Source organism: Kribbella sindirgiensis (assembly GCF_004331435.1).
In the GTDB taxonomy this organism is placed as follows: domain Bacteria; phylum Actinomycetota; class Actinomycetes; order Propionibacteriales; family Kribbellaceae; genus Kribbella; species Kribbella sindirgiensis.
The window spans coordinates 132,043-151,939 of record NZ_SJKA01000015.1 but is presented as its reverse complement, the minus strand read 5'-3'; the positions used below and the strand labels follow the sequence as shown (position 1 = coordinate 151,939).

18 protein-coding genes are annotated in these 19,897 nt (G+C 69.2%); 7 read left to right on the top strand and 11 right to left on the bottom strand.

The features are described from left to right. Positions 1 to 58 precede the first annotated feature (58 nt). On the bottom strand, positions 59 to 997 hold the full coding sequence (locus E0H50_RS33000) for a hypothetical protein (protein WP_131294906.1): 939 nt from the start codon (positions 995 to 997) through the stop codon (positions 59 to 61). A 253-nt stretch (positions 998 to 1,250) separates the two neighbouring features. Between E0H50_RS33000 and E0H50_RS43210 the strand changes: the two genes are divergently transcribed. Together E0H50_RS43210 and E0H50_RS32995 are read left to right on the top strand one after the other, a co-directional pair. Next, positions 1,251 to 1,403, top strand: a complete 153-nt coding sequence (locus E0H50_RS43210) for a hypothetical protein (RefSeq protein WP_165547380.1) — start codon at positions 1,251 to 1,253, stop codon at positions 1,401 to 1,403. Positions 1,404 to 1,538: 135 nt separating this feature from the next. Beyond that, on the top strand, positions 1,539 to 1,955 hold the full coding sequence (locus E0H50_RS32995; protein ID WP_131294905.1) for a hypothetical protein: 417 nt from the start codon (positions 1,539 to 1,541) through the stop codon (positions 1,953 to 1,955). Here E0H50_RS32995 and E0H50_RS32990 read toward each other — a convergent pair. Continuing rightward, positions 1,952 to 2,917 (bottom strand): zinc-binding dehydrogenase, encoded by a 966-nt coding sequence (locus tag E0H50_RS32990; protein WP_131294904.1) that lies wholly within the window; start codon positions 2,915 to 2,917, stop codon positions 1,952 to 1,954. The two genes, E0H50_RS32995 and E0H50_RS32990, sit on opposite strands and share 4 nt — an antisense overlap. A gap of 69 nt (positions 2,918 to 2,986) precedes the next feature. Here E0H50_RS32990 and E0H50_RS32985 point away from each other — a divergent pair, with 69 nt between their 5' ends. Continuing rightward, entirely contained in the window at positions 2,987 to 3,556 is a 570-nt protein-coding gene (locus E0H50_RS32985; protein ID WP_131294903.1) for a TetR/AcrR family transcriptional regulator, read from the top strand. Positions 3,557 to 3,912: 356 nt separating this feature from the next. Here the strand turns inward: E0H50_RS32985 and E0H50_RS32980 are convergent, their stop codons facing one another. The 3 genes from E0H50_RS32980 to E0H50_RS32970 form a co-directional block, all read right to left on the bottom strand. Further along, entirely contained in the window at positions 3,913 to 4,149 is a 237-nt protein-coding gene (locus E0H50_RS32980) for an antitoxin (RefSeq protein ID WP_131294902.1), read from the bottom strand. A 15-nt stretch (positions 4,150 to 4,164) separates the two neighbouring features. Beyond that, entirely contained in the window at positions 4,165 to 4,572 is a 408-nt protein-coding gene (locus E0H50_RS32975; RefSeq protein WP_131294901.1) for a hypothetical protein, read from the bottom strand. A gap of 160 nt (positions 4,573 to 4,732) precedes the next feature. After that, the gene (locus E0H50_RS32970) at positions 4,733 to 5,320 is read right to left on the bottom strand and encodes a sigma-70 family RNA polymerase sigma factor (protein WP_131294900.1); all 588 of its coding nucleotides are present in this window, start codon (positions 5,318 to 5,320) and stop codon (positions 4,733 to 4,735) included. Positions 5,321 to 5,492: 172 nt separating this feature from the next. Between E0H50_RS32970 and E0H50_RS32965 the strand changes: the two genes are divergently transcribed. Both E0H50_RS32965 and E0H50_RS32960 read left to right on the top strand, forming a co-directional pair. Continuing rightward, positions 5,493 to 5,939, top strand: coding sequence for a GNAT family N-acetyltransferase (locus E0H50_RS32965; RefSeq protein WP_131294899.1), 447 nt, complete (start codon positions 5,493 to 5,495; stop codon positions 5,937 to 5,939). Between the two features lie 62 nt (positions 5,940 to 6,001). After that, on the top strand, positions 6,002 to 6,499 hold the full coding sequence (locus E0H50_RS32960) for a DUF2505 domain-containing protein (protein WP_165547379.1): 498 nt from the start codon (positions 6,002 to 6,004) through the stop codon (positions 6,497 to 6,499). Positions 6,500 to 6,573: 74 nt separating this feature from the next. Here the strand turns inward: E0H50_RS32960 and E0H50_RS32955 are convergent, their stop codons facing one another. Genes E0H50_RS32955 through E0H50_RS32940 form a run of 4 tightly spaced genes read right to left on the bottom strand, consistent with a single transcriptional unit; the run spans position 6,574 to position 13,965 of the window. Then, positions 6,574 to 8,136, bottom strand: coding sequence for a mucoidy inhibitor MuiA family protein (locus tag E0H50_RS32955; protein ID WP_131294897.1), 1,563 nt, complete (start codon positions 8,134 to 8,136; stop codon positions 6,574 to 6,576). 46 nt (positions 8,137 to 8,182) lie between these two features. After that, the gene (locus E0H50_RS32950) at positions 8,183 to 10,291 is read right to left on the bottom strand and encodes a hypothetical protein (protein WP_131294896.1); all 2,109 of its coding nucleotides are present in this window, start codon (positions 10,289 to 10,291) and stop codon (positions 8,183 to 8,185) included. Positions 10,292 to 10,350: 59 nt separating this feature from the next. Next, positions 10,351 to 12,342: an NAD-dependent DNA ligase LigA gene (gene ligA / locus E0H50_RS32945; RefSeq protein ID WP_131294895.1), complete on the bottom strand. Its 1,992-nt coding sequence runs from the start codon at positions 12,340 to 12,342 to the stop codon at positions 10,351 to 10,353. Positions 12,343 to 12,381: 39 nt separating this feature from the next. Beyond that, positions 12,382 to 13,965, bottom strand: a complete 1,584-nt coding sequence (locus E0H50_RS32940; RefSeq protein WP_131294894.1) for a DHA2 family efflux MFS transporter permease subunit — start codon at positions 13,963 to 13,965, stop codon at positions 12,382 to 12,384. Positions 13,966 to 14,152: 187 nt separating this feature from the next. Between E0H50_RS32940 and E0H50_RS32935 the strand changes: the two genes are divergently transcribed. Beyond that, the gene (locus E0H50_RS32935; RefSeq protein ID WP_131294893.1) at positions 14,153 to 17,377 is read left to right on the top strand and encodes a BTAD domain-containing putative transcriptional regulator; all 3,225 of its coding nucleotides are present in this window, start codon (positions 14,153 to 14,155) and stop codon (positions 17,375 to 17,377) included. Here E0H50_RS32935 and E0H50_RS32930 read toward each other — a convergent pair. Then, entirely contained in the window at positions 17,336 to 17,806 is a 471-nt protein-coding gene (locus tag E0H50_RS32930) for a DUF6328 family protein (protein ID WP_131294892.1), read from the bottom strand. The two genes, E0H50_RS32935 and E0H50_RS32930, sit on opposite strands and share 42 nt — an antisense overlap. Before the next feature lie 173 nt (positions 17,807 to 17,979). Between E0H50_RS32930 and E0H50_RS32925 the strand changes: the two genes are divergently transcribed. Next, positions 17,980 to 19,092: an MFS transporter gene (locus E0H50_RS32925; protein ID WP_202868434.1), complete on the top strand. Its 1,113-nt coding sequence runs from the start codon at positions 17,980 to 17,982 to the stop codon at positions 19,090 to 19,092. Here the strand turns inward: E0H50_RS32925 and E0H50_RS32920 are convergent. Then, entirely contained in the window at positions 19,002 to 19,862 is an 861-nt protein-coding gene (locus E0H50_RS32920) for a helix-turn-helix domain-containing protein (RefSeq protein WP_131294891.1), read from the bottom strand. The genes E0H50_RS32925 and E0H50_RS32920 overlap by 91 nt on opposite strands. Positions 19,863 to 19,897 lie beyond the last annotated feature (35 nt).

Here is a 19,897-nt window from a genome sequence, read left to right as displayed (position 1 = left end):
GGGGAACACCAAACAAAGCGACCCGGACCCTGCTGCGGGGTCCGGGTCGCCCTGGTGGCTAGCCGCCGTTCAGTACGTCGTACTTCGGTGCGATCCGGAAGTACTGCGGGTCGGAGAAGGTCAGCGGGACCTTGCCCAGGCTCTTGATCGCGGTGCTCGTGCCGTTGGCGTGGCCAACGGCGTACAGGTAGCCGGACTTGGTGTCCTTGTCGATGCCGAGCAGCAGCGTGCCGTTCGCGCCGCACTTGGTCGCGATGAGCTGCTCGAAGCCCTGCCAGGTCGAGCCGCGGACGACTCGGCTGGTCGGACCGGCGTTGACCTTGGTCGGCCAGGTGACCGTGACCAGCGTGCCGCCCCGGGTGTTCGCCAGGAAGGTCTCCGAGGTCGCGGTGCGGCCGATCAAGGCGATGCCCTTGACCGTACTGAGCCCGCCGGCGCCGGCCGTGATGCGCCAGCCCTTGCCGTCGGAGATCCAGCGCTGCGTGATGCCGTCGGCGCGCTGACCGTAGAGCAGGGTGCGGGCCGGGCTCCCGGCGTACACCGACTGCTCGATCCAGCGGTACCCGGACCAGCCCGCGCCGATCCGGAGGTTGTTGTGCGGGTAGTGCGGATCGAGCTGGCTCTGGCCGTCGACGACGAACGAGCTCGAGTAGAGCGCGCCGCCCATCACGGTGAGCCCGGACCGCGACTCGCCGTTGGCGCCGACCGGTGAGCCGACGAACGTGCTGATCTTCTGGACCTGGTTGGCACCGAACACGCCGGCCGTCCCACGGACCCCGCCGATGGTGATCGGCGCGGTGGCGTTGACCATCCGGCTGGTGAACGCGCCGGTCGACGTCACCGACCCGAGCCGCAGCGCACACGCCGCGGTGGTTGCCGTCGTGCTGCCCGACGTGGACTGCCCTGACTGTGCTGCCTGGGCCGTCGGCACCATGGCCGCCCCGAGGCCCAATGCGAGCGCGCCGGCCGAGGCCAGACCTACGGTCTTACGAAACATCTGGATCGTCCTCCCCTTGAGCGGAGGCACCCCAGCCTCCGTCGTACCGCGTTGGAGTCCGGCCGCCGCCGAAAAGTTGCCGATCGTGTTGGAGCAAATTCCGGCCGGATCCGGGACCAAGGTGGGCGCTGACCGGTGTGGTGACGCCGACGGAGCACGGCGCCGAGGTGGCGGAGGAGTTCGAGCGCCGGCTGCGGACCGAGGTACGGCAGCCGTTCTGCGCGTACTGATTCCCGTTGTCCTCGTATTCTCGATGATCCCGGACCTGTTGCTCCTGGCCACCAAGTTCATCCCGGACACCTCGGCCACCGCGGTTGCGGGCCTGATGGTCATGCATGTGGTCGTGACGGCGGTCGGCGTACCTGCCTACCGACTGGCCCGGCCCGAGAAGGTAAGGGCTATGTGACGTCCACGACAGCGCTTGAGGGGCTCGGTCGACCGTGCTTCCTGGTAGACACGGACGTGAGGACGTGTCGCCGACAGGGAAGCGGATGCGATGGTCATGGCGTGGCGGTTCGGTGCCGTTGACGTCGATGCCGTCATGTCGGTACTCCGTGACGCGGAAACCTTCGCGCAATGGATGGTCGCCGTACCGCCGGAGCTGCGCGCCGGGCTCAACTGGCCGCAGGTGGGCAGCGTCATCCTGCGCGACGACGGCCGCGAACCACGCGCCCGGCACGCCCACAACCGGCAGCTGCTCGTCGCGGTCGTCGAGCGTTGGCGGCCCGACAGCGAACTCGTCGTACGGCTGCGGAGCGGACTGGGCGGCTGGGTCGAGGTTGCCGTCAAGGTGCAAGCGCGCCCCGGCGGTTCGCTGATCGAGGTTCGCTCCGAACCGCTCACCGCCACCGCCCGCCTGCGCTACACCGGCACGTCCCGCGGCCGCGCCGAGGAACGCTGCGCCCAGGTCGCCGAGAACCTGATCGCCCTGGCCACCGCGGATGAACTCGAGGACTAGGCCGGCTCCAGCACGATCCGTCCGAAGACCTCGCCGTCCTGCATCTTCTGATGTGCCAGTACGGCGTCGTCCAGCGGCAGCTGCTCATGGATCACCAACGGCAGGCGACCGTCCGCCGCGGCGGCGAACTGCGCGGTTCTGACCGTACGGCGCTCCGCGGGCGGCACCGTGTCCGCGCTGAAGGTTGCGAAGGACAAGGACTTGCGGAAGTTGGCCATCAACGCCGTGCCCAGATCGACTGGTGGTGGACCGGCGATCGCGCCGACCGCGACGAGCCGGCCGTTGGGTCGCAACTTGTCGAGGAACATCGGCAGGTGCGGACCGGCGACCACATCGATGATCACGTCGTACGCCGGGGGAGCGGTGTCATCGCCCGCCCCGGACCGGTCCAGAACGTGCGTCGCGCCGACCTCGCGCAACAGCTCACCACGCGCCGCCGAGGAGGTGGTGACCGCGACCGCCGATGCGCCGCCCTGCGCGGCCAGGTGGACCGCGAGGATGCCGATACTTCCGGCGGCGCCACGCACCAGCACGGATTCGCCGGAGCTGAAGCGCGCGTGTTTCAAGCCGAAGTGCGCCACGACGCCGGAGCCCCCGAGCGTCACCGAACCCGCGGCGGACAAGCCGGTCGGCAGCGGTACGACGTCCTCGACCGCGGCGATCGCCTGCTCGGCGTACCCACCGCCGAGGCCGGTGAAGGCCCAGACTCGTTGGCCGATCCACGAGCTGTCCGTTTCGTGGCCGACGGCAATCACTGTCCCGGCGACCTCCGATCCGGGCACGAGACCTTCGCGGAAACCCCACGCAGCAAGGGAACCGCTGCGAGTCAGCGCGTCGACACCTCCGACCCCGATGGACTCGACCGCGACCAGCACCTCACCCGCGCTGGGCTCCGGTGCCGGTACGTCGACGACGCTCAGCCCTTCGGGACCGCCGAACGCCTTGATCACCACTGCCTTCACGTGCCTTCTCCTCTCGACTTGTTTCGAGGTTAAGTGGACGCACCCGTCCGGTTGGCTAGAGTGAGAGAGGTGACGGATGGATTGCCTCAGAAACTGCGCGCCGACGCGGAGGACAACCGCGAGCGGATCCTGGCCTCGGCGCGGGCCTTGTTCGCGAGTGAGGGGCTGAACGTGCCGATGCGCGAGATCGCCCGGCACGCGGGGGTCGGTCCCGCGACGCTGTACCGGCGCTATCCGACCAAGCAGGCGCTGGCGACCGCGGCGTTCGCCGAACAGGTCCGTGCTTGTGAGGCAATTGTCGAAGAGGGGCTTGCGGCAACGGATCCGTGGCGCGGGTTCTGTCTGGTGATCGAGCGGATCTGCGAGTTGCACGTCCGCAATCGCGGGTTCACGGACGCGTTTCTGGCGACGTACCCCGATGCGGTCGACAGTTCGGCGAGTCGGGAGCTGACGTTGAAGTCCGTGGCGACCTTGGCCCGGCGGGCCAAGGCGCGGGGGCAGCTCCGGCGGGACTTCGAGTTGAGCGACCTCGTCATCATGCTCACCGCGCACCGCGGGCTGCAGGCGTCGACGCCGGGCCGGCGGCTGGCTGCCTCGCGCCGATTCGCGGCGTTGACGGTGCAGGCCTTCAGCGCTTGACGATGCGCTGGGAAACGCCTGAGGCGGTGCCCCTGGCGGTGAGTTGTGTCGTCGGAGCGAGTGACCTGTCTTGCCGGGAACGAAACCATCCCGATGCGGGTGCGGGGTTCCCCCAACTGGTTTGGGGAGCGACAGCGGTGGCGGGGTTTGGGGGGGTGCGGGGCGGCTCATTAGGTAGTGCGGTGGGACGCCGTGCGCGCGGGTGCGATCACGCGGGGGCACCACGCAGCCAGTCGGCACGTCGAGAATGCGTACTTCGCCGCCCGGGCCGCGCCAACCACCCACGCAGCAGTCAGAAAAATGCTTGAGGCGGTCGTGGGGAATCCCCACGACCGCCTCAGTGTGTTTGCGTTCGATCAGCCCTGGTTGTCAGGGATGTCGTCGTTCTGGCCGTCCAGTCCGTCGAGCTGGTCCTTGGCGACGCCGACGCCCTGGTCGATCTTGTCGCCGTACTGGCCGCCGGTCTTCTCGTCGACGAAGTCGCCGGCCTTGTCCAGGCCGTCGGAGACCTTGTCACCGTGGCCGTCGACCAGGTCGGCCGCCTTGTCCTTCAGGCCCTCGGCCGCGTCCTTGATGTTGTCGAATACGCCCATGTTCGTGCTCCCCGCTCAGTTTCCGTAGGTGCTGTTGTCGTTGCTGTCGCCGTCGTTCGAGGAGCCGTAGCCACCCTCCGACGAACGCTCGTCCCCGTCACCGGAGCCGTACTCGTTGCTCGACTCTTCGCGCCGGCCGTACTCGCTGCCGCTGTTCGAGTCGTCGCCCGAGCCGTAGCTGCTGCCGGACTCCTCGCGCTGACCGTAGTGGCTGCCCGACTCCTCGCGCTGACCGTAGTCGCCGCCGGATTCCCCTCCGCCGGAATCCTGCCCGAAGTCGTTGCCGCCGCTGTTCGAGTCGTCGCCGGAGCCGTAGCTGTTGCCGGAATCCTCCCGACCGCCCTGCTCGCCGTACTGGCTCTCGCCACTCTGGCCGTCGCCGTACTGGCTGTCGTTGCTCTGCTCGTCGTAAGGATTGCTCATTGGATATCTCCCCGTGAGATATGAGTTGTCAACCGCCCGGTGCCGAATGCATCCGTACGACGGGGCGGTCGTGAGCCGGATGGCACGCGCCCTTTCCTACCGGAACGTAGGATGCGGCGCAAGGACTCCGTCGCGTGTTTCGCGTGCCTTCACGAACCGGTCACTCGAGCACCCGGTCGAGGATTCGGCGCAGCCGGTTGGTCGCGCGGAACTGCAGTTGTTTGACGGCTCCGTCGGTGCGGTCCATCGCGGCGGCGGTCTCACTGATCGACAGCCCCGTGAAGAATCGCAGCAACAAGCACTCGCGCTGGTCGTCCGGCAGCTGAGCGAGTGCGCCGCGCAGCGACGCCTCGCTCACCGAGGCCAGTGCGGCCTGCTCGGGTCCGATGGACTCGTCGACCTGCGGGTCGACCTCGTCGGTGACGATCGCCAGCCGGCTCCAGCCGGAGCGGTGATGGTCGATCACCACGTTCCGGGCGATGGTCACCAGCCAGGCCGCGAAGTTGAGGTGCGCCCGCGGCCGGCGGGCGATCGCGCGGAACGCCCGCAGGAACGTCTCGCTGGTCAGATCCTCGGCCGCGCTGCGGGACGAGGTCTTGCTGTAGGTGTACCGGTAGATGGACGGCAGGTACCGATCGTAGAGCCGGCCGAAGGCGGCTCCGTCACCCGCTTGCGCGAGCCGGATCAGTTCGTCCTCGTCGTCGAGATCGCCGGATACTGCGACAGATGCGGCGGTGTGTATGGACATGTCTGAGTTACGCACCGCCTGGTGCGAAGTTGTTGATGGCCATGCGCTTCCTAAGCCCCGTTCTCAGTCAGCTACGCGGTGAACATCACGAAAAGGTTACCGAAAGTCGCCCACCGTGTCACCACCTATCCGCTCAGTGGTGGAAAACGGCACGAAGTATCGTGTGGCAGCTATGGAGAACGTCGACCTCAGACCGGCCACGGCCGGCGACGACGAGTTCTTGTACGACTTGCATCGCCGCGCCTTGGGCGACGTCATCGAAGCGACCTGGGGTCCGTGGGACGACGACGTCCAGCGGGAGTTCCACCGGAAGTGGTTCGCGCCGGAGACCGTCGAGCTCGTCCTGGTCGGAGGTCGGCAGGCCGGGATGGTGCAGGCGGCAATGATCGATGCCACGACGTTCTACATCTCCCGGATCGAGATCGCGCCCGAGGTGCAGGGGAGCGGCGTCGGTACGACGGTGTTGCGCGGTCTCCTCGATCGCGCCCGGGGGTCCGGCGCGCACGTCGTCGAATTGCACGTGCTGCAACTGAATCGGGCGCGTGATCTGTACGAACGCCTCGGCTTTCAGGTGGTCGACGTGGAGCCGCCCAAGCTGCGGATGCGCTTGGTCCTGTGAGGTGCGGCCGGAAGCTGCAGCGGGCGTGACCGTGTGTTGGCGAGCGGTGCAAGATGGGGCGCATGGATCTGTCTCTCGCCACGTCGTACGACGCCTCTCCGGAGGAAGTGTTCGCGATGATCACCGACGTCACGTTCCAGGAGCAGGTGTTCCAGCGGCTGCAGGCGCAGTCGTACGACGTCGTGGTGGGCGATGACGGTGACGACCTCGCGGTTCAGCTGCACTGGCAGACGCAGGTCTCCGACGTACCGGTGGTGGCGCGCAGGTTCGTCGGGAACACGCTCGAACTGGAGCAGTTCAAGGTCTGGCATCGCCCCGACGCCGACGGTGCGCGGCTCGCCGAGGTCGGTGGAGCGCTCACCGGTGTGCCCGTGAAGCTGACCGGTACGACGCGGATCGTCCCGGAAGGACGCGGGACCACGCAGGCGTTCGATCTGCACGTGATCGCGTCCGTCCCGGTCGTCGGCACCCGCCTCGAGCTGCTGGTCGCGGAGGCGGTCCGGGTCCGGCTGGAGAAGAAGTTCGAGGTCGCGTGGTCGTGGCTTGACGGCGCCCTCTGACGCACTAGCTGCGCCACTCCAGGTAGTGATTGCCGTGCGCATCAGTTGGGCGGCGGAGGGTAGGGCGCGCCGGGCTACTCCCGCCAGCCGGTGAGCTCGACGGACTTGCCGGTGTCCACGCGGAACGCGAGCTTGACGGTGGTTTCGGCGTCGGGCTCGAGATCGAGTTTCCAGGTGACGACGCCCAGGTCGGTGGTTTCGGCCGGTTCGGGGTCGGCCGTCAGCCGCTTGACGGTGATCTCGTGGTCGCGGGCGACCGGGAACTGGTCGAGCACCGTGATCCGGGCGGTCCGCGGCGTGTGGTTCTCGATCGTCGTCTCGTACTCGACCTGCCGCCGGCGCGTCGACCCGAGCGTCGCCTTCGTCGCGTCCCGCCGTACCAGCTTCCGCTCGACCCGGATGCGGTCGTCCAGGCCGAGAGCGAGCTCGACGTCCTCGCCGGGTGCCCACAACGGCAGTGCGGCCGAGCCGACGAAGTCCGCCTCGTGGAAGACCGCGGCCTTCCCTGCCGGGAGTGTGTGGACGGACGAGTTGACCACGGTGGCCCGCAGGTGGACGTCGGTTGATCGCACCGGCGCCGTGATGTAGTCCAGGTCGGCGTCGAGCTCGATCGCGGCGATCGTCGCGCGGTGCGTCGCGCCGTCGGCCGGTACGGCGACGGGCCGCGGCGGGGTGTACGTCGCCGCGGTCACGCCTTGTTCGACGGTCGCGTCGAGGTCCACGAAGTCGGCTCTCTGGAGGCTCTCGGCGAACGCGGACTGCGGTGTCACCGTGCCGCTGTACTGCGGGGCAGCGGCCGCTGCGACCGGCATCGGCGGGTGGGGGTGAGCGCGATCGAGGTACCAGGCGTCGAGCTCGGGTACCTTCGCGGTGACGGTCGGCCGGGCCGTCGACAACGTGAGGTCGCATTCGGGCCAGTCCTCGCCGGTGTACTGCGTGATCAGCCCGTACCAGCTCAACGTCAGCCGATCGCCCTTGAGCCGGACGTCGTACGTGCTGGTCCAGCTGGCTCCGGGCACGACGTAGGAGAGTTCGATCTCGACCTCCGCCTCGGACTCCAGCGCCAGCGAGACGGCGGCGGCATGTCGGTCCGGTCCCTTCTTCTCCTTGAGCGCAGCCAGCCTGCGGCCGACCGCAGCGAGCCGCTCCTCCACCTCACGTCGTTGCACAGTCAGCTCCCGACGCGTCGCCCGTACGGCGGACAACCGCCCCGCGAGCGACTCCGTGAAACCACCGAGCTCGGCCCCCGGATCACCCGACGCCAGCGTGCGCGCGAAACTCCCACCCGCCCGCTTCGCCAACTGCGCCAGGAAGGTCTCGAGCTGCACCTGTACGTCGTTCGCGTCGGTGAGGGCCGCGATCTCGTCCTGCGCCGCGCGCTGGGCCCGCCTGAGCTCGGCGACCGCGTCGTCCGGTGTCTGCGCGTGATACCGCGTCGCCACGTCCACCCCGAGGACTGTCGCCGGCCCTCGTCCCGACACCCGTACCGAATCCTCCTCCAGCAACAGCGGGAGCGGCTCGACGTACACCACCTGATCCCCACCCGGCACCGTGATCCGCCCGCGGCGGGTGACCCGCGCCCGATCCGGATAGACGGTCACAGCGACAACCGGCGCCTCCACCACAAGCTCACTCATGTCCCGACAGTAAGCCAGCGGAAGGGTCTGGTGGCAGTGTGGCGAATCAGAAGGTGAGGTGGATGGGGGTTCCGGCGGGGACGCCGGGGTGGTGGAGCCAGAGGATGCCGTTGGCGTAGTGCGTGGCTGTGACGTCGCCGGTGAGGTTTGTGGGCTCGGAGGGGACGCGTAGGGCTGTTGTCACCTGTACGCCGCGTGGGGCCTCGCAGGTGAAGTGGATGGTGGATTGGTCTTGGTGCCAGTCGACGATCCGGCCGGCGGAGGCCAGGAGGGGCTCGTTGTCGTAGGTGAGGTCGCGGAGCCAGGTCAGTTCGCCTGGGGCGAGTTCGCGGCGGTTGACGACGGGTAGTTGTGGGTCGAGGAGGTCGAGATAGGTGCCTTCGACAACATGTGAGCCGCCGGTCTCCTCCAGTACGGCGCTGATGAGATAGGGACCGCGCTGCACCGACAGCCAGTTGGTCGACTCCCAGGTGCCGCCGGCCAGCTCTCGGATCGCCGCGACCAGGTCGGCGGCGCGCTCTGGTGATTCGGTGAAGTCGGCCGGGCGGGACGCGATGAAGCGCACCCGTCCCTGACCGACCGGCTGAGCACCGTCGTGCTTGCGATCCGCCCCGAGTGCCTCGGCCAGATGGTCCGCGCACGTGTCGTACCGGCCGGTCCACCAGGAGCGGATCTCGTGGTACGGGTCCGCGCCGTCGCCGACGTACAGCAGGCTCCCGCCGCGGTTGACCCACCCGGCCAGCGCGTAATGGATGCCCGGGGCAAGAGGTTTCTGGAACTCGTAGCTCAGGACGAGTACGTCGACGTCGTCCAGCGCGTCGGGTGTGTCGATCACGTTCTCGAGCTGGACCGGGCAGACCCGCTGACCGTCGTACAGCGGCGGCAACGCGAGACCGTAGAAGTCGGAGAAGTGCAGTTGCTCGCGACCCTCGAGCGCCAGCGCGTCCTGCAGACCGTCGTAGTGGCCCCCGTCGGAATGTGCAGAGCCGCCCCCCGGTGCCCAGCGCTGGAACATGGCGGTGTCCGAGAGCGCGATCCCGATCCGCGGGCCTTCCTGAGCCCACCGCACCTCGGGCTGGTCGAGGTCGCGCAGGCTGTTCATTGCGATCAGGTAGCTGGTGGCGGTGTCGGGCGGGATGAGTTCGCGTTCGGTGGATCCTTCGCGCAGGTACGGGCGGTTGAAGATCCGGTGCGGCCACGGCGCGACCTCGTACCGCGCGACGCCCGGGTGCAGCAGCGACGCGATCAGGGTGCGCTGCCAGTTGGCCAGGTAGTCCTCCCAGGTACGGTCCGGGTGGTCCTCGATCGGGTCGTGCAGGAACCACATCCGCCGGTCCGTACCGCGGGTGAGATCCTGCGCGATGCCGTACTCCAGGTACGCCGTCTCGAACGTGCGCTCGGCGACCTTCCCGGCGTACACGTTGGGGGTCCGGGACGTACCGGTCCACACCTGCGCGATCGCGCCGTCGATCGAGGGCAGGGTCCGCAGGCGGGACTCGGGACTGATGATCTGCCACTGCGTGTAGTTGAGCAGGCTGTGCGTGGGCACGTAGAAGCGCACCTGCCGGCCCTGCTGCAGTGCCTCGTCGCGCAGCACGGAGGTGACGCGGTCGAGGCTGCGCGAGAGCAGGTGCTGCTTGAGCTGCCCGGAACGGAAGTGCGCTTCGGGCGTGCTGTGCGGAGGCTGCCACGGCTCGTTGAAGAAGGCCTGCCACTCGCGCTTGAACGACTCCGAGTACCCGGCCCGCGCCCAGAACTCCGGCTCCTCGAGATGGATGCCCTCGACCCCGAGCTCGATGATCGGGCGGAGCTTCTGCACCAGGTACTCGGTGAAGGTGAACGTCGGGACCATGTACGGGATGTCGGTGCTCTCCCCGTGCAGGATCGGCGACCCGTCACCCGCGGTCTGCGCGTCGTCCCAATGGCCGGAGCCGTCCCAGCTCCCGTCGAGGTAGTCCTGATACGTACCCCACGAGATCCCGGTCATCAGATGCACGCGATACCCGGCGTCACGCCAGCGCGCGATCCGCTGCGGTGTCGTCTCGTTGAGCCCGTACACCATCACGAAGTCGGTACGGAGGTCGATTGATTCGTCGTACGGCGCCTGCTCCTGAAAGCCTGTCAGCTCGCCGTCTTTACCGGTGCTGTTCGCCATACGTCCACCCTCTCCGGTCCGCGACGCCCGGCGCCAGCAGGGCGTCAGGAATCGGACAGTCAGCGGGGGAGCAGGTCGGCCGCCTGGAGTTGCTGCCAGATCTCGGACTGGTCGACCACCTCGACGCCGAGCTTCTCGGCCTTGGTGAGTTTGGAGGCGCCGACGTCCGCCCCGGTGATCAGGAAGTCGGTGCTGGCCGAGACCGAGGACGCGATGGTCGCGCCGGCCTTCTCGCACAGTCGCTGGAAGGCGGGCCGCGCGACCTTCTCGCCCGAGCGGGGATCGCTGATCGAACCGGTGACGACGACCGTCTTCCCGGCCAGCGGCGCACCGGCCGCGACCACCGGCGGCAGGTCCTCCTCGCGGACGTCGAGTGAGACGCCCGCTGCCCGCAGCCGCTCGAGCTCGGGACGCAGCCGGGTGAGGTGCTCGATCAGGGAGGCGGCGACCTTCGGGCCGATGTCCTCCACGGCGACCAGGCCGTCCTCGCCCGCGTCGGCGACCGCCTCCAGGGAGCCGAAGCCGGCCCGGCACAGCCTGGCCGCGGTCCCTTCGGACGCCATCGGGATCGCGAGGCCGATCAGCGCGCGGCGCAGGCCGACCTGCCTGCTCGTGTCGATCGAGTCGATCATCCGGGCGGCCGAGACCTCGCCGATGCGGTCGAACTCCAGCAGCCCCTCCGCGGTCAGCTGGTAGAAGTCCGACGGATTCTCCAGGATCCCCGCCTCGGCCAGGCGCTCGATCCAGACTCCGCCGATCGCGTCGATATCGGCCGCGGCACGGGACGCCCAGTGGATCAGCCGCCGTACGGTCTGGGCCGGGCAGGCGACGTTGGTGCAGAACAGTTCGCGGCTGTTGCCCTGCTCGGTCAGCGGCTGCTCGCAGGACGGGCAGGTGCTCGGCGGCACGATGTCGCGCTCTTCGCCGGTGCGCTTCGACGCGTCGAGGACGCCGGCCACGAACGGGATCACGTCACCGGCCCGGCGCACCAGGACGGTGTCGCCGATCTTGATACCGCGGGCCTTGATGACCTCCTGGTTCGCCAGGGTCGCGCGAGTGACCGTCGTACCGCCGACGAACACGGGCTCGAGCCAGGCGACCGGGGCGATCTTGCCGGTTTTGCCGACGTCCCAGACCACGTCGGCGAGCACCGTGGTCTTCTCCTCGGCCGCGAACTTGAACGCCAGCGCGCCCCGCGGCGAGCTCGACCGCGTGCCGGCCGCGGCGAACGCGTCCCGGTCGGCGAGCCGCAGGACCGCGCCGTCGAGGTCGTAGTCCAGGTCGTTGCGCTGCTGCTCGATCGTGGAGATCACCGCCTGCGCCGCGGCGGCGTCGTCACAGTGCCGCATGTCGGCGACCGTGAACCCCATCGTCTGCAGCGCGCGCTCGAGATCAGCCTCGGCCTGGTCGCTGAGCAGGTCGAACGCCAGGAACTGCAGGCGTCGCTCGGCGACCGTGGCCGCGTCCTTGGCCCGCAGGGTGCCGGCCGCGGCGTTGCGCGGGTTGATCAGCGGCTTGTCCGGGTGCGCGGCGTTGTAGGCGGCGAACGTGGAGCGCAACATGACCGCCTCACCGCGGACCTCGACGCGGTCCTGTACGTCGAGGCGGTCGGGGACACCGTCCGCGAGCGCTCGCACGAGCGGGGTCACGTCGTCGCCGGTCGTCCCGTCACCACGCGTGATCGCCCGCGCCAGGCGGCCGTTCTCGTAGACGAGGGCCAGGGACAGGCCGTCCAGCTTCGGCATGACGACCACCGACTGGCCGGGGAAGCGGCCGAAGAACGCCTCGACCTGCTCCGGGCGGGTCGCCTTCTCCAGCGACAGCATCGGCCGGGAGTGCCGGATCGGTGCGTGCAGCACCGCGGGCGCGCCCACCTGCTCCAACGGGTTCGGGTCGGGCGCGAGCTCCGGGTTGGCCTCGACGAGCGACCGCAGTTCGTCCTCGATCGCGTCGTACTCCGCGTCGGCGACCGTCGGCGTACCGCGGTAGTAGGTGTCCCGCAGCGCGACGATGCGATCGGCAAGGTCCTGGATCCGCTCCCCAATGTCCACGCCAGGACACTACCCAAGCACTCGGACAATCCGCGCGATCTACTCGATGACGGCGTCCTTGCCGGCGAGGTGGGTCACCTCGCGCTTGCGGGGGAGCATGAGCGCCGGGACCAAGGTGAGGAGCACCAGCGCCCACGCCACCCAGTACGTGTGCGCGAACGACGAGGCGGCGTCGACGAGCCCGCGGGCGATCGCGGCCGGGTCGAGGTGGAGCGCGGCGACGTTCTCCGGGCGGGTGTTGGACAGGATCGCCGCCTCGGTCTCGCGGAGCCCGTCGCCGAGGTTCGGGATCTGGTTCGTCCCGGGGATGATCGGCGAGTCGTTGAGCTGGTTGGTGAGGATGACCGACATGGTCGCGACGCCGACCGACGACGCGATCTGCTGGCTGATGTTGAGCAGTGTCGAGCCGCGCGCGACCTGCGGCCCGGACAGCGTCCGCAGCGCCGTCGTGAACAGCGGCATCATCGTGCCGCCCATCCCGAAACCCATCACGACCAGCATCGCGATGATCACGGGGTACGGCGTGGTCGCGGTGATCTGGGTCAGCCCGAACATGCCGATCACGATCCCCGCGAGCCCGAACGGCACGATCCGGCCCACCGGGATCTTGTCGACCAGCCGTCCCGCGATCGGCATCGTCACCATCGCGCCGAGCCCCTGCGGAGCGACCAGCAGGCCGGCGTGCAGCGTCGACTCGCCGCGGATCTGCTGGAAGTACGTCGGCACCAGCAGCAGCCCACCGAAGAACGCGGCCGCGAACAGGAACATCGTGATGATCGAGACCGTCAGGTTGCGGTCGCGGAACAGCCGGAGGTCGAGCAGCGGATGCTGCGGCCGGAACGAGTGCCACACGAACGCCGCCATCAGCGCCACGCCGATCAGGATCGAGACCCAGACCCGCGGCGCCCCGAAGTCACCGCCCTCGGCGGGCAGCGACGAGACGCCGAACAGGAACAACGCGAGTCCCGGCGACATCAGCACGACGCCCAGGAGGTCGAGCGACTCCGTGCGCTGCGCCGTGTCCGGGGCCAGCGCGCGCCAGGCGTAGACGAGCGCGATCACGCCGAGCGGCACGTTGATCAGGAAGATCCAGTGCCAGCTCGCCACCTGGATCAGCCAGCCGCCCAGGATCGGGCCGAGGATCGGGCCGAGCAGCATCGGCACGCCGAGGATGGCCATCAGCCGGCCCATCCGGTGCGGACCCGCGGCCCGGGTCATGATCGTCATCCCGAGCGGCATCAGCATGCCGCCGCCGAGCCCCTGCAGCACCCGGAACCCGATCAGCATGTTGATACTGGTCGCGGTCGCGCACAGCGCGGAGCCGGCGGTGAACAGGAAGATCGCCATCATGTACAGCCGCTTCGTCCCGAACCGGTCGGCGGCCCACCCGGTCAGCGGGATCACGGTCGCGAGCGCGAGCGTGTACGCCGTGACCGTCCAGGCGACCGTCGAGTAGGACACCGGACTCTCGGGCGAGCCGAATTCGTCCTGGAAGGTCGGCAGCGCGACGTTCACCACGGTGATGTCGAGAATCGACATGATCGCGCCCAGCACCACGACACCGGCGATCTTCAGCACCGCGGCGTCGATGTGGTCGGGATACTCGGTAGCGCGCTCGCTCACAGTCAGTCCCCCCTCGCCCAAAACACCCTGTGCAGACCCTACGCCCCAAACCCCACCCCAAAGCTAGCCCGCCACCCCGCGGGGCGTTGCACAGGATGCTGGGGGATTGCACCTGTTATTGCCTGTTCACCGCCCCCACCACGCGGGCACACCCCCGTGACCTGGCCGCTTCCGTAGGATCGGGTTCGTGACCCGGCGACAGGAGGAGCCGACGGTCGGGTTCGGTGTGTTGTTGCGCCGATTGCGGCAGGAGGCGGGGGTCACCCAGCGCGATCTCGCCGGGCGGGCCGGTGTCAGCGTCGCAGCGGTTCGCGATCTGGAGCAGGGCAGGACGCGGAGTCCAAAGGACAGCTCGATCGAGGCGCTCGCGGAGGCGCTGGAGCTGACCGGCCCGGACATCGAGAGCCTTCAGGCCGCGGCGAGGACGCACCGCGCGGTCGCCCTCCCCAGCGCAGCCGGGCCGGTGTACGTCGGCGTACTCGGCCCGCTCGAAGTCCGCACCGGCGACCTCGCGGTCCCGGTCAACTCGGCGCCGCAGCGAACTCTGCTGGCGCGCCTCGCCCTCACCGCCGGTACGACGGTCACGCAGGACGAACTGATCGATCTCCTCTGGCCACGCGGCGTACCGGACAACGCGGTGAACCTGCTCCAGACCCGCGTCGCCAGGCTGCGACGACTGCTCGAAACAGACCGCCCTGCGGACTCCGTCATCGTCGGCGGCCGCACCGGCTATCGACTGGCGCTCGATGACCTCGACCTCGTGCGGTTCCGCGAGCTCACAGCTGAGGCGGCACGCGCCGAGCCGGAGGTCGCGCTCGCCAAGCTGTCGAGCGCTGTCGGGCTGTGGCGCGGTGACACCGACGTGGACGCGATCGCCCACAGCCCTCTCTATACGGCCGTCGTCAACGAGTACGCCGCCGCCGTCCGGGCCTTCGCCGCGCTCGCACGAGACCTCGGTCGGCCGGAGCAAGCACTCGAGCCGCTGCGGGGGCTGGCTGTACGGCACGAGTTCGACGAGCCGTTGCACGTCGAGCTGATCCAGACACTGGCTGCGGCGGGGCGACAGGTCGAGGCGCTCGCGGCGTACGACCGAATCCGGACCGCGCTCGTGGAGCAACTGGGCATCGACCCGGGGGAGCGGCTCCGCGCGGTTCACCTGGAGGTCCTGCGGCAGCAGACCGGTTCTCCCGCCGAGCCATCGGAGCGCGTGGTCGTCCAGCAGGCGCCGTCCGCGCCACCGGACTTCGTCGGCCGGACGGCGGAGCTGGACACGATCCGTACGGCGCTCGCGGGGGCGGCCGGCGTGTCGTCCCGGGCCGTGCTGATCAGCGGCATCGCCGGCGTCGGCAAGACTGCGTTGGCCCTGACCGCCGCGCACCAGCTCCGCGAGCAGTACCCGGACGGCCAGCTGTACGCCGACCTGCGTGGCAGCGACACGTCGACGCCCGCTCCGGTTCAAGTACTCGGCCGGTTCCTGCGCGCCCTCGGCGTACCTGGTCGGCGGATCGGCACGGACGAGGCCGAAGCGGCTGCTCTGTTGCGCAGCGAGCTCGCCGACCGGCGGATGCTGGTTCTGCTCGACAACGCGCAGGATGCGGCCCAGGTACGGCCACTGCTGCCAGGGGCGGGCCGAAGCGACGTGATCGTCACCAGTCGGCGGCGGATGCCGGATCTGCTGGCCGCGGGTGTTGTCAGTTTGGAGCCGTTGCCGCACGAGGACGCCGTACGGTTGATCGCCTCCACGGCGCGGACACCTGGTCTCGATGCCGACGGCAACGGTGTCCGTGCGCTCGTCGAGGCGTGCGCCCGGCTCCCGCTTGCGCTGCGGATCGCGGGTGCACGGCTTGCGACCCGGCAGGAATGGACGGTCGCCGATCTGGCCGGTCGCCTCGACGACGGCAACCGCCGGCTGACCGAACTCAGCCTCGGTGAGTCCAGCGTGCTCAACAGCTTCCAGCTCAGCTACGCGGACCTGAGCGCAGACGCCCAGCGAGCGTTTCGCATGTGCAGCCTGCATCCCGCTGACGACTTCAGCGCCGACAGCACGGCGATCCTGCTCCGTACGTCGACAGCCGAGGCCGACCGCATACTGGAATCGTTGCTCGAGGCGAACATGCTCCTCCAGCACTCGAAGGACCGCTACCGGTTCCACGACCTGCTCGGCCTGTACTCGCGCCGCCTGCTCGCCGAGGATCCCGAGCACGAATCCGCGCGGACCCGGCTCCACACCTGGTACGCCGAGGCTGTGACAGCCGCGATCGACTGGGCGTATCCGCAGCTCCTGCGCCTGGATGTACACGGCGAAGCGGATCGGTATTTCGGCTCGGAAGACGAGGCGCTCGCCTGGCTGGATCACGAACTGCCCGCTTTGCTGGCGGTGGTGCAGAGTGAGGGGGAGCTGGCGTGGCGGATCGCGGACCAGCTCCGCGGATACTTCCTGCTGCGCCGGGACGCGGACGGGTGGCTTCCCGCGGCCCAGGCCGGTCTCGATGCAGCTACCGCGGCCGACGATGACCGCGTGACCGTTGCCATGCTGATCAACCGGGCCCAGGCGTTCGGGGCGGTCGGGCGGGACGCGGATGCGCTGTCCGACTGTCTGGCCGCGTCGGCCCTCGCGGTCGGTGCGGGGTGGAACGAGGCCGCGGCGTACCTGGCCCATCAGATCGGGTGGCTGCAACTCGAGCGCGGCATGCTCGTGGACGCCGAGCTCTGGATGCACCGCGCGACGGAGCTGACCGCCGATGACCAGCACGGCCACATCCGCGCCATCGTGGTCAACGGACTGGGCATGATCCGGCTCCACCAAGGTGAACTCGCCGACGCGGCGGACCTGTTCGCGGCCGCACTGAAGATCAACGAGACCGGTCGGGAGACGTCGGCGCTCGCGAACCGCGGCAACCTGGCGAGCGCGTTGCGGCAACTCGGCGAGGTCGACCGTGCGGCCGGGCTGCTCGATGACGTCCTCACGTCGTACCGGCGTCGCTCGCACGTCCGCGGCGAGCTGTCGACGCTGGACGAGCTGGCGCGGTTGTACAGCCAGCGCGGCGAAGGGACGACAGCGTTGCGTACGGCGTTGCGCGCGCACCAGCTCGCACTTGTCGTCCGCGATCGCAAGGCCCAGGCGCAGACCGCGTCGGCGGTCGCCGAGGCGCACCTGGCGTTGGGTGACCCCGCTGCGGCGATCGACTGGATCGAGGACTGCCTGACGATCGCCCGCGCGACGTACCCGTTCCTCGAGACCTACGCGCTGCTGACCCTCTCAACCGCCCAGACCCTCGCCGGCAACCCAGCAGCAGCCGCCGCAACCGCTACCCGAGCAGCGTCGATCGCCGAGACCCACGGCTTCAACCTACTCAAAGCCCAAGCCACATCAGCGCTTGTGTCTGATGTACGTCGGGAGCGCCAGCCATAGCGTTACGAACCAGATCAGTACGCCGCCGACCGTCGCGATGGCGGCGGGGCGGGGGAGGACGACATCGAGGGCGATCAGTACGCCACCGCACATCGAGACGATCAGGAACGCCATACCGGCCTGCGCCAGGCGGTCCGTGATGGTGACCAGGCGGTCACGCAACTGATGGCCGAACAGGACCCGGTGCAGGGCGACCGGCGCCAGGAGCAGTCCGACCGCGAGCGCCGCAGCGATCAGCGTGCCGGCGTACACCGTGTGTGTGAAACCGTCCGCGGCGTGGAACTGGCTCTGGAACGCGATCCCCAGCAAGAAGGCGAACAGGATCTGTGTGCCGGTCTGCACGAGCCGCAACTCCTGCAGCAGTTCGTTCCAGTGCCGATCGAGGCGCTCACCGGAGCTCTCGTCGTCACGCTCGTACCCCTCCGCCATCGACCAGCCTTTCGTCGTACGTCGTGCTCCGGGTACCCATCGGGTGTTCTGATCAAGCGTTCGCGACGCGCGATCAACCGCCGAGCGGTCCCGGGCGCGAGGCTGGTGTGGTGACTTCTACGTTTGAAACGCCCGCTACACGCCCGGCCCGTTCTGGGGCGCGGTCCGGACTGGTGTCGTTGCTCGCACTCGATCTGGGGATCTGCCTGCTGGTGGCGAGTGAGTTCCTCCCGGCGAGCGTGCTGCCGCGGATGGCGGCCGACCTGGGTGTCTCCGAAGGGACGGCTGGACTGGCAGTTGCCGCCACCGCGATTGCAGGTGCGGTGACCGCGCCCTCGATCGCGATGGTGCTGCCGCGCGCCGATCGGCGGCTGGTACTGATCGGGCTGCTCGCTGTCGCCGCGGTGTCCGATCTGGCAGTGGCGCTGGCGCCCGGGTTCGCGGTCGTGCTTCTGAGCCGCCTGATCCTCGGCGTCGCGATCGCGGGCTACTGGTCATTCGCGTTCGGCGCCGGTGTCCAAGCACTCCCGGGCCGAGAGCGGCTGGTCTCGACAAGCTTGTCGATCGGAGTGAGTGTCGCGACGATCGTGGCCGTGCCGTTGGCCTCCATCGGCGCGGACACCGCCGGTTGGCGCGTCGTCTTCGGGGTGGCGGCCGCGTTGACCGTCCTGAGTCTGCTGTTCCTGGTCCTGGTGTTCCCATCGGTTCCGGCGCACCCAGCCGCCGGCCTGGCCATGATGCGGAGCGCGCTGCGCAACCCGCTGCTGATTGCGGGCCTGGTCATGATCGTGTTCGCGGCACTCGCCAACTTCGTCGCCTACCCGTACATCCGGCTGGCGATCATGCGCGTCGCGCCGGATGGTTCTGCCTGGCTGCTGCTGATCTGGGGCCTCGGCGGACTCGTCGGCAACGTCGCCGCCGGCGCCTTGTCGTCACGGTTGCGGATCGTTTCCGCCGCAGCTCCGCTGTTGCTGTCCGCGGGCCTGGCCGTGACCGGCTACTCCGTCGGCATCCCGATGCTGGTGGCCGGCGTGATCGTCTGGGGCCTCGCGTTCAGCATGCTGCCGGTCGTCACGCAGCTGTGGGTCGCGCGTGCCGAACGCGAACACACCGAGTCGGCCATGAGTCTGCAGGTGACGGCCTTCCAGACGGCGATCACCATCGGGTCAGCTGTCGGCGGGGCGTTCGTCGACGGTCACGGCGTCGCGGCGACCCTCGTGCTCGGTGCGGCGTGCGCAGTCGTCAGCGGGATCGGGTTCGCGGTGCTGCGCAACCCCGGTGTGTGAAGGGTGCTGGCCCTCCACGACTGCGGCGAGAGTCCGTGCTCGGCGGCGAACGCCCGGCTGAAGGCTGCGATCGATCCATAACCGCAGCGGGACGCGACGGCCTCAACCGGGAGACTGCGATCGGACAGCAGCTCCCGGGCCGCACCCATGCGGACCTCTCGCAGCATCCGGACCGGGCTGCGGCCGAGGGCCTTCTGGAAACGTGCGCTGAGCGCGGACCGCGACAGGTGCACCAGACTTGCGAGCGACTCGACGCTCCACTTGTTCGCCGGGTCCGCGATCACCGCCTCGAGCACGCGACTCACCAGTGGATCGGTGTGGGATTCGGCCCCCTGGTCCGCCAGCCAGGAGTCCGTCATCGCGGCGCCGACGAGGTTGCCGTAGCCGTCGGCGAACAGCGACGTACGGCAGGCGCCGTCGAGCGGGCAGCCCCGCACCAGTTCGGCGACGCCCGCATGCCGTGCGGTGAACCCACGGACCACCATCGGACTCGGGACCGGGTACGTCGCGACAGCCACCCGGAGGTCCGCGACCGCAAGCTCTGCGCGACCTTCTGCGGTCACCACGAATCCGGTGCGTGAATCGAGCCAGGCCGCGTCACCAGCCGCAAGCCTGGTAGTGCCCGCGGCCGTCCCGAGAGTCGCCGTACCGCTGAGCACCAGAAACCACAGCGGGCCTGGCGCGTTCAGCGACGCCGTACCGACGAGCAGGCGATGCGTCAACTCAGTCAGGTCGAACCGTGCGGTCGCGCGAAGGTCAGATGAAGGCACAAACGGGAAACAGGCCGCGCAACCCGGTGTATTCC